Here is a 12,932-nt window from a genome sequence, read left to right as displayed (position 1 = left end):
GACGGGTAACCCGTCGCCGGATTCGCTCAGCGATTGCTCAGACTGGGAACGCGGTCGGCTCATGACAACGAAGCGCCCACCCCCGCCCACTCCGACGACCGCCGCCGCCGGCGGCGCAAACACCACCGCGAGGACGACCAGCCCCACCCTCGACTGCCCATGCACCCGCTGACGACCGGGACGTATGCGGGGTTCGCTACGCTTGACGATGCCATGACCAGGACAGCCGACCCCGCAACGCGCGAGCTCCGCACCCGACTGGCGAACCTCTCCCTCCGCGACGAATATCGGCTGCGCCGAAAGCTGGACCGCGCCCGCGGCAAGGAACTCGCGAGCGTGACGGCGGAAATCGAGTCCGCCGAGCTACGGGTCGAGGCGCGCCGGGCGGCGGTGCCGCCGATCCGATACCCCGAGCAACTACCGGTCACCCAGCGCCGCGACGATATCGCCGCGGCGATCGCCGAACACCAGGTGGTGATCGTGGCGGGTGAGACCGGCTCCGGCAAGACCACTCAGATTCCCAAGATCTGCCTGGAACTCGGGCGCGGTATTCGCGGCACCATCGGCCACACGCAGCCGCGCCGGCTGGCGGCCCGCACCGTGGCCGAGCGGATAGCCGAGGAACTGGGCACCGAGTTGGGCGATGTCGTCGGTTACACGGTGCGGTTCACCGATCACGCCTCCGATCGCACCCTGGTCAAATTGATGACCGACGGCATCCTGCTGGCCGAGATTCAGCGCGACCGCCTGCTGCGCCGCTACGACACGATCATCATCGACGAGGCGCACGAGCGCAGTCTCAATATCGACTTCCTGCTCGGCTACCTCAAGCAGCTGCTGCCGCGCCGGCCGGATCTCAAGGTGATCATCACCTCCGCGACCATCGACCCGGAGCTGTTCGCCCGGCATTTCGCTGATGCGAAGGGCACGCCCGCACCGATTGTCGAGGTGTCGGGGCGGTCCTATCCGGTGGAGATCCGCTACCGGCCGCTGTCGCTCGAACTGCCCGCCGCCTCGGCGGACGACGACGAAGACACCCGTGTGGTGGATCGCGACCCGGTCGACGCCATCGGCGACGCGGTGCGCGAATTGTTCGACGAGGGCGACGGCGATGTGCTGGTGTTCCTGTCCGGTGAACGCGAAATCCGGGACACCGCCGATGCTTTGCGTGACCTGAATCTGGCGCGCACGGAGATCGTGCCGCTGTACGCGCGGCTGTCGGCGGCCGAACAGCACCGAGTGTTCCAGCCGCACACCGGACGACGTGTCGTGCTGGCCACCAATGTGGCCGAGACTTCGCTCACCGTGCCCGGCATCCGGTATGTCGTCGATCCCGGCACCGCTCGCATTTCCCGGTATTCGATGCGCACCAAGGTGCAGCGGCTGCCGATCGAGGAGGTGTCGCAGGCTTCGGCGCGGCAGCGTTCCGGTCGATGCGGTCGAGTGGCCGACGGTATCGCCATCCGGCTGTACTCGGAGGAGGACTTCGAATCCCGGCCCGCCTTCACCGAACCGGAGATCCTGCGCACCAACCTGGCCGCGGTCATCTTGCAGATGACGGCGCTCGGGCTGGGCGATATCGAGAACTTCCCGTTCGTGGAGGCGCCGGACAAGCGCGCGATCCGCGACGGTATCGCGCTGCTCGAGGAACTGGGCGCGCTCGGCAGGCACACGACGCGCACTGTGCGACAAGAAGATTCCGCACCGGAGGGTGAGTCCGGCAGTGCCGCGGCCGATGCGTCGCTGACGCTCACGCCCATCGGCCGCGAGATGGCACAGCTGCCGGTCGACCCGCGGATGGCGCGCATGCTGGTGCAGGCGCAGCGCAATGGCTGCCTGGCCGAGGTGCTGATCATCGTCGCGGCACTGTCGATTCAGGATGTGCGCGAGCGCCCGGCCGAGCATCAGCAGGCTTCCGATGCCAAACATGCCAGGTTCGTGGTGGAGGGCTCGGATTTCCTGGCATACCTGCGGCTGTGGGACTATCTGACCGAGCAGCGTAAGTCCTTGTCGTCCAACCAATTCCGCCGGATGTGCCGGGACGAATTCCTGCACTACCTGCGCATCCGGGAATGGCAGGATCTGCACGGCCAGTTGCGGACGATCACCCGGGGACTCGGCTGGTCGGCGGAGAGCACGTCGAGTGACAGCGGGCGGCCGGCGCGGATATCCGACTCCGGCCAAGGCAAATCGGCCGACCGGCGCAAGAATCCCCCGCGCACCACTGAATCCGACGGGTTGCCGTGGGATTCCACCGCGATCCATCAATCGCTGCTGGCGGGCATGCTCTCGCATATCGGTGTGCGGGAAGCGGAATCGCGGGAGTTCCTCGGGGCGCGCAACGCCAAGTTCATGATCTTTCCCGGCTCCTCGCTGGCGAAGAAGCCGCCGCGCTGGGTGATGGCGGCGGAGCTGGTGGAGACCTCGCGATTATGGGGTCGCATGGCCGCGCGCGTGGAACCGGAGTGGGCCGAGCAGCTCGCCGGCGATCTGGTGAAACGCACCTACTCTGAGCCGCACTGGTCCAGCAAGCGCGGCGCGGCGCGCGCCTACGAACGCGTGACGCTGTACGGGATCCCGCTGGTGGTGAGCCGACCGGTGGATTACGGCCGCATCGACCCCGAACTCTCGCGTGAGCTGTTCATCCGGCACGCCCTCGTCCAGGGCGAGTGGCAGACGAAACACGAGTTCTTCCACCGCAATCGGGAGCTGCTCGACGATGTCGCCGACCTGGAGCATCGGGCCCGCCGCCGCGACATCCTGGTCGATGACGAGGTGCTGTTCGAATTCTATGATCAGCGCATCCCCGCTGACATCGTCTCGGTCCGCCATTTCGACAGCTGGTGGAAGACGGCGAAGCGCAAAGACCCAGCGCTGCTGGAGTTCTCGAAGTCCACGATCGTCAACGACGGCGCCGCGCCGCTGGACCCGACCGCTTTCCCCGATGCCTGGCGGCAAGGCGAATTGAGCTTCCCGCTCACCTATCAGTTCGAGCCGGGCCAGGACGACGACGGCGTCACCGTCCGCATTCCGGTCGAGCAGCTCGCGCACGTACGCCCCGTCGGTTTCGACTGGCTGGTTCCCGGCATGCGCGAAGAGCTCGCCACCGCGCTGATCAAGACGCTGCCGAAAACCCAGCGCCGCCTGGTGGTTCCAGCTCCCGACTTCGCCGCCGCCGCGCTGTCCGCGCTCACTCCCCGGGCCGAGCCGCTGCGCACCGGCCTGGCCCGGGAATTGTCGCGCCTCGGTTCGGTCACCATCTCCCCGGCCGATCTCGACCCCGGCGCGCTGCCCGACCATCTGCGCATGACTTTCGCCGCCGTCGACACCTCCGGCAAGGTACTGGCCAAGAGTAAGAGCCTCGCCCAGTTGAAAGCCCAACTGGCCGAGAAGGTTTCCGAATCCGTCGCGCGCGCGACGGCGGGCGCGGAACGTGCGGCGACGACAGTGTGGACTTCGGAATCCCTGGGCACCGTCGAACCGACGGTGCGCCGCGAGGTGGCCGGCCAAACCGTGACCGGCTATCCCGCGCTGGTCCCGGAAGGCGACGGCGTGGCCGTGCGCGTCCTCAGCTCCCCCGCCGAGCAGGCCGCCGCGATGCGCGCCGGCACCAGGGCCCTTGTCCTGCATGCCATCCCGACCTCACCGCGCACCGTCACGGCCGGTCTACCGCCCGCCGACCGCCTCGCCCTGAGCCAGAACCCCTACGGTTCCCTCGACGCGCTGGTCGAGGATTGCCGCGCCGCGGCCGCCGACGAATTGATCACCGCCGCGGGCGGTCCCGTCAACGACCCCGAGCGGTTCAACGCCCTGGTCGCCGCCGTCCGCCCGCAACTGTCCAGCGCCGTGGCCCGCCTGGTCCGCCTCGTGGTGCCGATTCTGGGTGCGGCACATCGTGTTTCCTCGGCCCTTGCCGAAACTCGCGAAGCCGATATCGCCGACGACGTCCGCCACCAGCTCGACGAACTCGTCTTTCCCGGCTTCATTTCCGAATTCGGCACCACCCGCCTGCGCGAGATCCCCCGCTACCTGCAAGCGGCCGCCACCCGGCTGGCAGCCCTGCCCGCCTCCGCCACCCGCGACCGCCAGGGGATGGTCGAGGTCGACCGCGCGCTCGCCGCCTACGACCGCCTGGTCAACGCCCTGCCCGAGCATCGCAAACACGCCCCGGACGTGGCCGAGATCTGGTGGATGATCGAAGAACTCCGCGTCAGCCTCTTCGCGCAGAGACTCGGCACCCCGTATCCCATCTCGGTGAAGCGCATCGAAAAGGCCATCGCCGCCATCCGCCGTTGAGCGCGCCGGCCCGTGCACACGCGAACCGCCGAGAGCCGTAGCGCTCGGCGGTTCGGCGGGGTGGATCTACTCGGCGCGGGTCGCTTCGGCGCGAGCCGCGCGCATATCGATGATTTCGCGTTCGAAGTCGGCGGCGGAGGTGAAGGAGCGGTAGACGGAGGCGAAGCGGAGATAGGCGACCTCGTCGAGGTCGCGGAGCGGACCGAGAATGGCCAGGCCGACCTCGTGGCTGGGCACCTCGGGGGAACCCTTGGCGCGGACCGCGTCTTCTACCTTCTGGGCCAGCAGGTTCAGCGCGTCGTCGTCGACTTCGCGGCCCTGACAGGCGCGCCGCACACCGCGAATGACCTTCTCGCGGCTGAACGGCTCGGTCACCCCGCTGCGCTTGACCACGGATAGGATCGCGGTCTCGACGGTGGTGAACCGGCGGCCGCAGTTGGGGCAGGAGCGCCGACGGCGGATGGCCGCACCCTCCTCGGCCTCGCGCGAGTCGACCACCCGCGAGTCAGGGTGTCGGCAGTACGGGCAATGCATCCGAGAGATCCTTCGTCGATGCCATAGTTCTTCGAGGATACTCGGCGCCTACCACCGATTTCGTCCGGCGGCTATTACACCACTGCCCACTGTCGAGTCATATCGGAGATCAACTCCGGGATGCGGGCGACGGCGCGCCCGCGGGTGAGCTTGTTCCAGAACGATTCACCGAGTACCGAAGCGGCCAGCGCGGGGTTGGACTCGAGGTCGATGTGGCGCGGGTTCAGGTCGCCCATGATGTAGGCCCAGCGGTCCTCGCGGTCGGCCCAATTGAAGGCGGGCAGCGGGGTGCGCAAGCTCAGGGTGCGGCCTGCCACGTCGGCGCTGACGACGGCCGGGCGGAAGTTGCCGGGTGCGCGGACGCCGGGTACGGCGGGCTTGCCGGCCAAGGTGCTGACATAGGTGAGGACACGGCCGATGGCGCCGCGCCCGCCGGCGGTGGCATCCCACTGATCGGCGACGACGTAGTTCTGTTCGCGGTCGGTCATCCGGACGAGCGCGTCGATGTAGCCCTCCCGGGTGCCCGAGGCGATGGATTGCCAGGCGGTGTGGGCGCTGTCGTCGATCACCCCGGCGGCGAGCATCTCCTCGATAGCGGCCATGCCCTCGGCAAGGTAGGCCTCGTGCATCGGGACCAGGTCGGTGAAGATGTGTTTCTGCATGATCATCAGCCGGGTCTGGTACCAGGTGATGTCGGCGGGGTCGAGGCGAGGGCCCTCGGTGGCCAGCAGTGCGAGGTCGGCGGGCAGCCCGGCCACCAATTCCGCTGGGGTACCGCGCAACAGGTCGGCCACCGCGTTGCCGAGTTGCTGGATGCCGGGCACGTCCAGGACGACGCCTACGTCACCCATATCGAAGAAACCGGAGGCGAAGGATCCGCCCGCGATGCCGGCCAACCCGGCCCACCACAGTTCCGGATGCTGAACGGTCAGGCGCAGATAGTTGACATACACCTGATTGAACGTGCGTTCGTTGGCCGCGACGCCGCTAGTGGGATCCCAGGCGGCAAGGTCGATTCCGGCGTTGCGGCTGGCCACGACGAGCCAGTACTGCTGGAGCAGCGTGCCGTAGCGCCGCGGGGCGACACCGTCGGCGCGCGCCTGGTCGAGCGCCGCGCGCAGCACCGATTCGTCCAGCGGCAGTGCGGGATTCAGGCCACCGCCGTTCGTTCCGTCAGCAGTGACGGCGGGCATGCCGAGGTAGGCGGCGTAGGCGGGCTCGGCGTGTGCCGAGGGCATGGCGCCGAGCCCGAGGAGCAGACAGGTCAGCAGCACGACGAGCCGGGCGGACCGTGTTCGGCGCGCTGTCGGATAGTCGCCGGTGGTCGCGCGGATCGAACGTCCGGCAAAGTGGTGCGTCATCGCGTGAAATCCCGACATCGATCGTGGCAGTAACTGCCTGAGACACTTCGCTCAGCACCGTAGCAACTTGTTCTAATTCTCGATCGGTAATTTCGGCCACCACTCCGCGACCGCCTTCGGCCGCAAGAAATCCCCTATCGGAATGGGGCGGGCTCCGGCGCGGGAAGCTGTTCTACCACCACCGGCGTGGTCGCCGGCTGCACGCCGAAAGTGCCGGCGCGCCACTGCGCGAGCAGGATCAGGGCGGTGACGACCAGCGCACTGAGCAGCGCCGCCACGGCGAGCACGGCGAAGCCGACCTGAGCCTCCGCCACTCGCGTGTCCATCGGATGCGCGCCGTGCGGCGGGCGCATGCCGGCGGTGCGCACCGGACCGCCGCGGTACAGCTGCGCCGCGCCCGACGGGCGACTGTCGCGCGGACGGCGATCCGCGAGCGGACGCGGCGCCGAATCGGTTGTGCGCAGGCCGGTTCGGTGCGGGCGGCGCACCAGCGATACGGCGGCGGCACCGGGGGCCACATCGAGGCCGACCGGCACGAGGGCGATGTCGTCGAAGGAGGGGGATGTGGTCTCGCGGATCGCTGTGCTCATCGGACGAACCTCCGTGGTAGGTGCTGAGGAGAGACGCGCTACTCGATCATGTGTTCGAAGAACTTGTGTTCGATTTCTACCACGCGGCACCGACAAAGTCAGCAGAAAACACGACTTAGGTCGAACAGGTGTTTGAAACATCGGCGTGACCGGACTAAATTCGAAAGGCACATCATCTACGCAGGGAAGGCAGGTTCCGGTGAGCCACACAGACGACACGGGCGACGAGAGCGGAGTCGGCACCGACCAGCCCCTGACCGGGGCAGATCTCACCGTGCGTCAGCGCAAGGTCCTAGAGGTCATTCGCACCTCGGTGGCCGAGCGTGGCTACCCGCCGAGCATCCGGGAGATCGGCGACGCGGTCGGGCTGACCTCCACCTCCTCGGTTGCCCATCAGTTACGGGCGCTCGAGCGTAAGGGCTATTTACGACGCGACCCGAATCGTCCACGCGCGGTGGACGTTCGCGGCCTCGACGACACGGTGCGTTCGGTGACGAGCCTGCACGGCGCCGACCACGATGCCGACAACGGCGATGCCGCCCGCCCCACCCCGACTTTCGTTCCGGTCCTGGGCCGGATCGCCGCCGGTGGCCCCATCCTGGCCGAGCAGGCGGTGGAGGATGTCTTCCCGCTGCCGCGCGAATTGGTCGGTGACGGTTCACTGTTCCTGCTGAAGGTCGTCGGCCAGTCGATGATCGACGCGGCGATCTGCGACGGCGACTGGGTGGTCGTGCGCCAGCAGAACGTCGCCGACAATGGGGAGATCGTGGCCGCCATGATCGACGGCGAAGCCACGGTGAAGACGTTCAAGCGCACCGGAAGTGATGTCTGGCTGCTGCCGCACAATCCGCTGTTCGAACCGATTCCCGGTAACGACGCCCGGATTCTCGGCAAGGTCGTCACCGTCATTCGCAAGGTATGAGCGCGTCCGGGGGCGGTGCGTTTCGCCGCCCCCGGCGCGGTTCCGCGGCCATCCGGCGATCAACCTGTCCGGCAACGAATTACGATTCCTGAATCATGACGCTCGATCACGACCTGCCCGGTTCGTCCACCCCTGTCCCCGATGCGATCACGCAGCTCATCGCCCAGTGGGTGGAGCTGTTCAACGCGGGCGACCTCGCCGCCCTGGATCTCCTGTACGAACCGGACGCGGTGGTGGTACCGACGCCCGGACACGCGGTCAGCGAGGCGGGCCGTTCGGCCGCGCTCGCCCATCTGGTGAGCTTCGGCGTGCCGATGACCGCGCATATCCGGCAGTGCTACACCGTCGTCAATATCGCCCTGCTGCTGGTCGATTGGACGATGCGGGGCACCGCCGCCGACGGCCGGCCCGTCGACATGTCCGGCACCGCCACCGATGTGGTGCGGCGCGGCTTCGACGGGCAGTGGCGGTATGTGATCGACAACCCGTCGGGCAACTAGCGCTACGCCGCGGCGGTGCGGACATGCGCGATGGCGGGCGGGATGTCGCGCATGATCGGCAGCGCCGCGAACAGCGGCGCGGTGGTCGCGAGGATGCCGTGCGAGGGCGCGAACCCCGACATCCGCACCTCGGTGACGCGGGGACTCCATCCGCGCACCAGAACCGGCACCTTGCTGCCTTCGATGCCCCAGGGCATCGGCGGCGCCTGGTAATGCGGCGTCTTCCAGAAGCCGCGCACGGTTTTCCGGGAGAACCACGGCGGGATGGTGTCGAACATCAGCTCCACCCCGGGAAAACGGTCCAGGATCGCCACGCAGAGTTCGCGCACCTGCTCGGGCTGGAAATACATGAAAAGCCCTTGGGCGGTGACGAATACGCCGCGCGCCGGATCGACCTGGTCCATCCAGGCGGGATCGAGGGCGCTGATCGGCAGATAGCGGCAGCGCTCGGTGGCGGGCAGGAATCGTTCGCGCACGGCGATGGACTCGGGCACGTCGACACAGAGCCAGCGCACCGAACCGTCGTCGCAACGCTGGAATTGCGTTTCCAGACCGGCGGCGAGTTCCACGACGGTCCCGCCGGGATGCGCGGCGAGCCAGGGTTCGAGGACCTCGTCGAATTTCTTGGACCGCACGGCATGTGTGCCGTCCGGAGGTCCGAATGTGCCTTTGTAGTCGAAGGCCAGCGCGTCATAGATTCGCTCGCAATCGGGGTCGTGTAGCACCCCGCCCGCGCGTTTGGATTCCGACGCGCGATTGTGCAGCGTCCACAGCATCGTCAGCGGGACGCCATCCAGTTCTACCTCGGAGCTCATGTGTTCGCCCTTTCCGCCGACCGAGATCCGGCATATCGGCATAATTAGGCAAACCTAACTCGCGCACGTGGGCGGGACAATGCCTATGCGCCGACACGAATGCGATGGGGGCAACGTGGAATCGGCTGTGCCCGGAACGGCGCCTGAACCCCGTTCCGGGCCGCGAACTACGGCATCAACAGTGCCTGGAGAAAACCATTGACGGTGCCGACGGTGCTGCCAACGAAGCCATGGACTGCGCCGAGGATGCTGCCGATGAGTTGGGGAATCATCGTGGACCTCCATAGTTTTACAGTGCGGTTTACCCGATCCGTACGAACCGTCGCCGCCGTCGAAGAAGGACGTCGACGGATTCGACTGTGATTCGTCGCCGCGGGGTCGGAGGATGGGCACGATCTCAGGTCAGCAACGCCGCGACCGATTCCGGGGTCCAGCGCAGATCCGCGCCCGCGCGCGAGCTGAGATAACCGGCGATGGACTCGGTCGTCCAGCCGTGCGTACTGCGCAGGCCGGCGGCGAGGTGCCGAAGATAGGCGGGTGCGGGCGGGTTGCCCGGGAGGTCGCGATAGCGCCAGGGCGCGGTGCAGGTCAGCACCGGATGACCGGCGTAGGCACCCGCGCACACGAGCGTCTCGTACCGGCCGGGGCCGAGTGTCATCCGGCCGGTGTCGAGCACCTCGGTCAGATCGAGATCGGCACCGGGCGGCCGATACATCTCCTGCGCGCAGATATCGCTGAATTGCGCACCGGTGAGCAGATGCGCGGCGACCGCGGTCTCCCCAGGCACCAGCGGGTCGTAGAAGGCTCGCCCGCCGGTCCAAGTGAGCGACTCGGTGGCGAAATACAGCACGCCGGGCAGCAGCAACGGGACCGAGCGGGCCGGATCGGCGGGGTCACGGCAGCCGGGCAGGGTGAGCGCGCCGCCGTCGGGGCGCCCGCCACGCAGATAACAGCGCAGACGGTGCCGATGCATGTTCGACCCGTAGGACGCGTACCAAACCCGCACTCAGCCATGGTGCGTCAGTTCACCCGTGGTTCGCCACCACCGGCCGCACCGCGGGATCGCGTGCGACCGAGCGCACGATTTCCCCGGACCGCACCGCGACATTCGACAGCAGCGACGAGGAGATGCCGTGCGTGTGCTCGGTCCCGCCCTGCAGGTAGATACCGCCGGGCAGCGGTGTCGTGGTGACCAGCCGGTAGTCGCGGGCTACCCGAGGTCCCTCGGCGTCGGTGACCACGGCGGCGGCCAGCTCGCCCAGCACCGCACGCAGATCCATCGGACGGAAACCGGTCGCGCAGATGACCGCGTCACACCGCAATTCCTCGGTCAGTCCGGTCGGCTCGTGTTCGACGGTGACCGTGACGCCGTCACCGGTGTCGGTGACATCGACCGCACGGGAGGCGCCGTGCATGAACAGTCGCCGCACACCGCTGACCCGTTCGGCGTATTCGCGGGCGTAGAGCTCCTCGATCAACGGCAGGTCCACCGCCGAGTAATTGGTGCCGCGATGGTAATTCATCAGGCGGCGGCGGAATTCCGGTGTGGCGGAATGGAAGTCGTCGACCGCCGCCGGGTCGAAGATCCGGTTGGCGTACGGGCTGTCGTCGGAGGGACTGAACCCGTACTTCGCGAATACCGCGTGCACGGCGGCGCCCGGATAGGTGGTGTGCAGGTACTGCACCACTTCGGCGGCGCTCTGCCCCGCGCCGAGTACCACGAAACGCTGGTGCGTGCGTTCCGGCAGCGCGGCCAGTCCGGGCAGCAACTGATGGTTGTGGAACACCCGCGTACCGGCGGTGACGTTGTCCGGCAACTTCGCCGAGAGCCCACCCGCCACAACGATATTGCGTGCCCGCAACACCCCGGCGTCGCGGCCGCTCAGCTGGATCTCGAAGCAGTCGCCGGTCTGGGTGATCGCCTCCGCGGCGGTGCCGTAGCTGACATCGGCGCCGACCGTGCTCGCCGCCCACTCCAGGTAGTCGTGGAACTCCACCCGGGTCGGGAAGAACGTCTGGTAGTTGATGAAGTCGTTGAGCCGGCCACGTTCGGCCAGGTAGCTCAGAAAGGTGTAGCGGCTGTGCACATTCCGCTGCGTCACCAGGTCCTTGAGGAAGGAGATCTGCATCGTCGCGCCAGGTAGCAGCATGCCGGGATGCCAGCCGAACTGTTCTTTGCGTTCGACGAAGCGCGCGGTCAACTCCGTTCCCGCGCTGCGGTTCTCGTTGAATTCCTCGAGCGCGATGGCAAGCGCCAGATTCGACGGGCCGAATCCGATCCCGGCGATATCGACTATGTCGTCGGACTCCAGCATCACGCGGCCTCGGGGGTGACCACATCCAGCCACACGCCGAGCACGGGCTCCGCGGCCAGCGTCACGAAGTCGGTGTGCGCCGCGCCCGCGGCGCGCCACTTCTCCACCAGCGACATCAGGCGCACCGAATCCAGACCCGCGTCGAGCAGGTTGGTGTCGTCGGTCAATTCCTCTGGTCGCAGGTCGAGTGCGGCGGCGATATCGGCGAGCACCTGCTGCCGGTCCAGCCCGGTCAAAGCCTCGTTCATGCGACTCCTCGGTCCGTGCGGCTGGAACACTTGCCCAGCCCGTCCAACATTTGTTTAGGCTACACTAACTTCTACCATATTGGTCAGTAGCCGGGATAGGCTGTCAAATGCCTCGGGGAGCCGGCCGCGCACGGAAAGGCAACGCCATCAACATCTTCAGCCCGGCACGCAGCGAGGCCACGGCAGCCCTCTCCCCTTCCGCGACAGCGTTCGTCCTGTCCCGTCCGCATGCCACCGTGCAAGCCGACGGTCAGACCGCGACGTACCAGGACGCCGGGAAAGCCGCCTCCGCACTGCGTTCCGGCACGGTCACGCACATCGTCGGCGCGCTGCCGTTCGACCCGGCCGCACCGGCCGCGCTGTGGGCGCCGACGTCGGTCACGATCACGGAGGGCCCGCTGCGCGCCACCGGCGCACCGCTGCCCCGGATCACCGTCGAGGCCGCGATTCCCGAAGCGGCGCAGCATCTTCAGCGGCTGAAGTCATTGATCGCCACGCTGTCGGATGCGGACACGGCGCTGGAGAAGGTGGTACTGGCCCGCGCGCTGCGCCTCGCCGCCGCGTCGCCGGTGACCGCCGCACAGATCCTGGACCGGCTCGTCGCCGGTGACGCGTTCGGCAACGGCTTCAGCGTCGACCTGACCGCGGCCGGCCCCGCCTACACCGGCAAGTCGCTCGTCGGCGCCACGCCGGAAGTCCTGGTGCGGCGCACCGGCGACGTGGTCACCTGCCACCCGCTGGCCGGTAGCGCACCGAGGCACCCGGATCCGGCCGTCGACCGGGAAACCGCCGCGGCCCTGCTGGATTCGCCGAAAAACCTGCGTGAGCACGCGTTCGTGATCGACCAGGTGCGCGCCGCCCTGACGCCGCTGTGCCGCGAGGTCAATATCCCCGACATGCCCGAACTCACCAGCACCCCGAAGCTGTGGCACCTGGGCACTCCGATCACGGCCGTCGTGCGCGACCCGGCCGTCACCGCCTTGGATCTGGCTCTGGCCATGCATCCGACGCCCGCGATTTGCGGTACCCCCACCGCCGCGGCCCGCGACCTCATCGCCGACCTCGAAGGCGACCGCGGCTTCTACGCCGGTGCGGTGGGCTGGGCGGCGGCCGACGGTGACGGCGAATGGATGGTGAGTATCCGCTGCGCGGAATTGTCCGCCGATGGCCGTTCGATTCTGGCCTACGCGGGCGGCGGGATTGTCGCCGAATCCGATCCCGAGGCCGAGCTCGCCGAGACCACAACAAAATTCGGGACAATGCTCGCCGCGCTGGGCGCGACCGAACACTGAATTCCGGACCGCCCGGTTTCTGACACGCCGAATCCGTCCGTGACCACCGCACGGACGAA

At 67.8% G+C, this 12,932-nt stretch carries 11 protein-coding genes; 4 read left to right on the top strand and 7 right to left on the bottom strand.

The genetic code is table 11. From position 1 onward, the window contains the following. Positions 1-213: 213 nt before the first annotated feature. Entirely contained in the window at positions 214-4,296 is a 4,083-nt protein-coding gene (hrpA, locus tag BJ987_RS16335) for an ATP-dependent RNA helicase HrpA (protein ID WP_209890427.1), read from the top strand. Between the two features lie 66 nt (positions 4,297-4,362). On the opposite strand, the gene nrdR is transcribed toward hrpA, so the two are convergent. The 3 genes from nrdR to BJ987_RS16320 all read right to left on the bottom strand — a co-directional run bounded on the left by nrdR (position 4,363) and on the right by BJ987_RS16320 (position 6,781). Then, positions 4,363-4,830 carry a transcriptional regulator NrdR gene (nrdR, locus tag BJ987_RS16330; RefSeq protein WP_209890424.1) on the bottom strand — a complete coding sequence of 156 codons (468 nt, stop codon included), beginning with the start codon at positions 4,828-4,830 and terminating at the stop codon, positions 4,363-4,365. Between the two features lie 74 nt (positions 4,831-4,904). Then, positions 4,905-6,191, bottom strand: a complete 1,287-nt coding sequence (locus BJ987_RS16325; RefSeq protein ID WP_209890421.1) for a hypothetical protein — start codon at positions 6,189-6,191, stop codon at positions 4,905-4,907. Positions 6,192-6,325: 134 nt separating this feature from the next. Next, complete coding sequence (locus BJ987_RS16320; RefSeq protein WP_209890418.1) at positions 6,326-6,781, bottom strand: hypothetical protein; 456 nt, start codon at positions 6,779-6,781, stop codon at positions 6,326-6,328. 199 nt (positions 6,782-6,980) lie between these two features. On the opposite strand from BJ987_RS16320, the gene lexA reads away from it, so the two are divergent. Together lexA and BJ987_RS16310 are read left to right on the top strand one after the other, a co-directional pair. After that, positions 6,981-7,703, top strand: a complete 723-nt coding sequence (lexA, locus tag BJ987_RS16315) for a transcriptional repressor LexA (RefSeq protein WP_209890415.1) — start codon at positions 6,981-6,983, stop codon at positions 7,701-7,703. Between the two features lie 95 nt (positions 7,704-7,798). Continuing rightward, positions 7,799-8,203, top strand: a complete 405-nt coding sequence (locus BJ987_RS16310) for a YybH family protein (RefSeq protein WP_209890413.1) — start codon at positions 7,799-7,801, stop codon at positions 8,201-8,203. Positions 8,204-8,205: 2 nt separating this feature from the next. Here the strand turns inward: BJ987_RS16310 and BJ987_RS16305 are convergent, their stop codons facing one another. From BJ987_RS16305 to BJ987_RS16290, 4 genes are all read right to left on the bottom strand, one after another. Continuing rightward, the gene (locus BJ987_RS16305) at positions 8,206-9,018 is read right to left on the bottom strand and encodes a class I SAM-dependent methyltransferase (protein ID WP_209890410.1); all 813 of its coding nucleotides are present in this window, start codon (positions 9,016-9,018) and stop codon (positions 8,206-8,208) included. 397 nt (positions 9,019-9,415) lie between these two features. Beyond that, positions 9,416-10,024 (bottom strand): histone deacetylase, encoded by a 609-nt coding sequence (locus BJ987_RS16300; RefSeq protein WP_209890407.1) that lies wholly within the window; start codon positions 10,022-10,024, stop codon positions 9,416-9,418. Between the two features lie 19 nt (positions 10,025-10,043). Beyond that, positions 10,044-11,333 carry a lysine N(6)-hydroxylase/L-ornithine N(5)-oxygenase family protein gene (locus BJ987_RS16295; protein WP_209890404.1) on the bottom strand — a complete coding sequence of 430 codons (1,290 nt, stop codon included), beginning with the start codon at positions 11,331-11,333 and terminating at the stop codon, positions 10,044-10,046. Further along, a complete protein-coding gene (locus BJ987_RS16290) occupies positions 11,333-11,581 on the bottom strand; it encodes a phosphopantetheine-binding protein (protein WP_209890401.1) in 249 nt (82 codons plus the stop codon). The genes BJ987_RS16295 and BJ987_RS16290 overlap by 1 nt, the downstream gene beginning before the upstream one ends. 107 nt (positions 11,582-11,688) lie before the next feature. Here BJ987_RS16290 and BJ987_RS16285 point away from each other — a divergent pair, with 107 nt between their 5' ends. Then, complete coding sequence (locus BJ987_RS16285; RefSeq protein ID WP_209890398.1) at positions 11,689-12,873, top strand: isochorismate synthase; 1,185 nt, start codon at positions 11,689-11,691, stop codon at positions 12,871-12,873. Positions 12,874-12,932: the final 59 nt, after the last annotated feature.

This window comes from Nocardia goodfellowii, assembly GCF_017875645.1.
GTDB classification, from domain to species: Bacteria; Actinomycetota; Actinomycetes; order Mycobacteriales; family Mycobacteriaceae; genus Nocardia; species Nocardia goodfellowii.
This window is presented reverse-complemented; position numbering and strand designations above follow the sequence as displayed.

Coding starts and splice junctions, on each gene's coding strand:
- hrpA (WP_209890427.1), top strand. CDS start 214: ATGACCAGGACAGCCGACCCCGCAACGCGCGAGCTCCGCACCCGACTG.
- nrdR (WP_209890424.1), bottom strand. CDS start 4,830: ATGCATTGCCCGTACTGCCGACACCCTGACTCGCGGGTGGTCGACTCG.
- BJ987_RS16325 (WP_209890421.1), bottom strand. CDS start 6,191: ATGACGCACCACTTTGCCGGACGTTCGATCCGCGCGACCACCGGCGAC.
- BJ987_RS16320 (WP_209890418.1), bottom strand. CDS start 6,781: ATGAGCACAGCGATCCGCGAGACCACATCCCCCTCCTTCGACGACATC.
- BJ987_RS16310 (WP_209890413.1), top strand. CDS start 7,799: ATGACGCTCGATCACGACCTGCCCGGTTCGTCCACCCCTGTCCCCGAT.
- BJ987_RS16305 (WP_209890410.1), bottom strand. CDS start 9,018: ATGAGCTCCGAGGTAGAACTGGATGGCGTCCCGCTGACGATGCTGTGG.
- BJ987_RS16295 (WP_209890404.1), bottom strand. CDS start 11,333: ATGCTGGAGTCCGACGACATAGTCGATATCGCCGGGATCGGATTCGGC.
- BJ987_RS16290 (WP_209890401.1), bottom strand. CDS start 11,581: ATGAACGAGGCTTTGACCGGGCTGGACCGGCAGCAGGTGCTCGCCGAT.
- BJ987_RS16285 (WP_209890398.1), top strand. CDS start 11,689: ATGCCTCGGGGAGCCGGCCGCGCACGGAAAGGCAACGCCATCAACATC.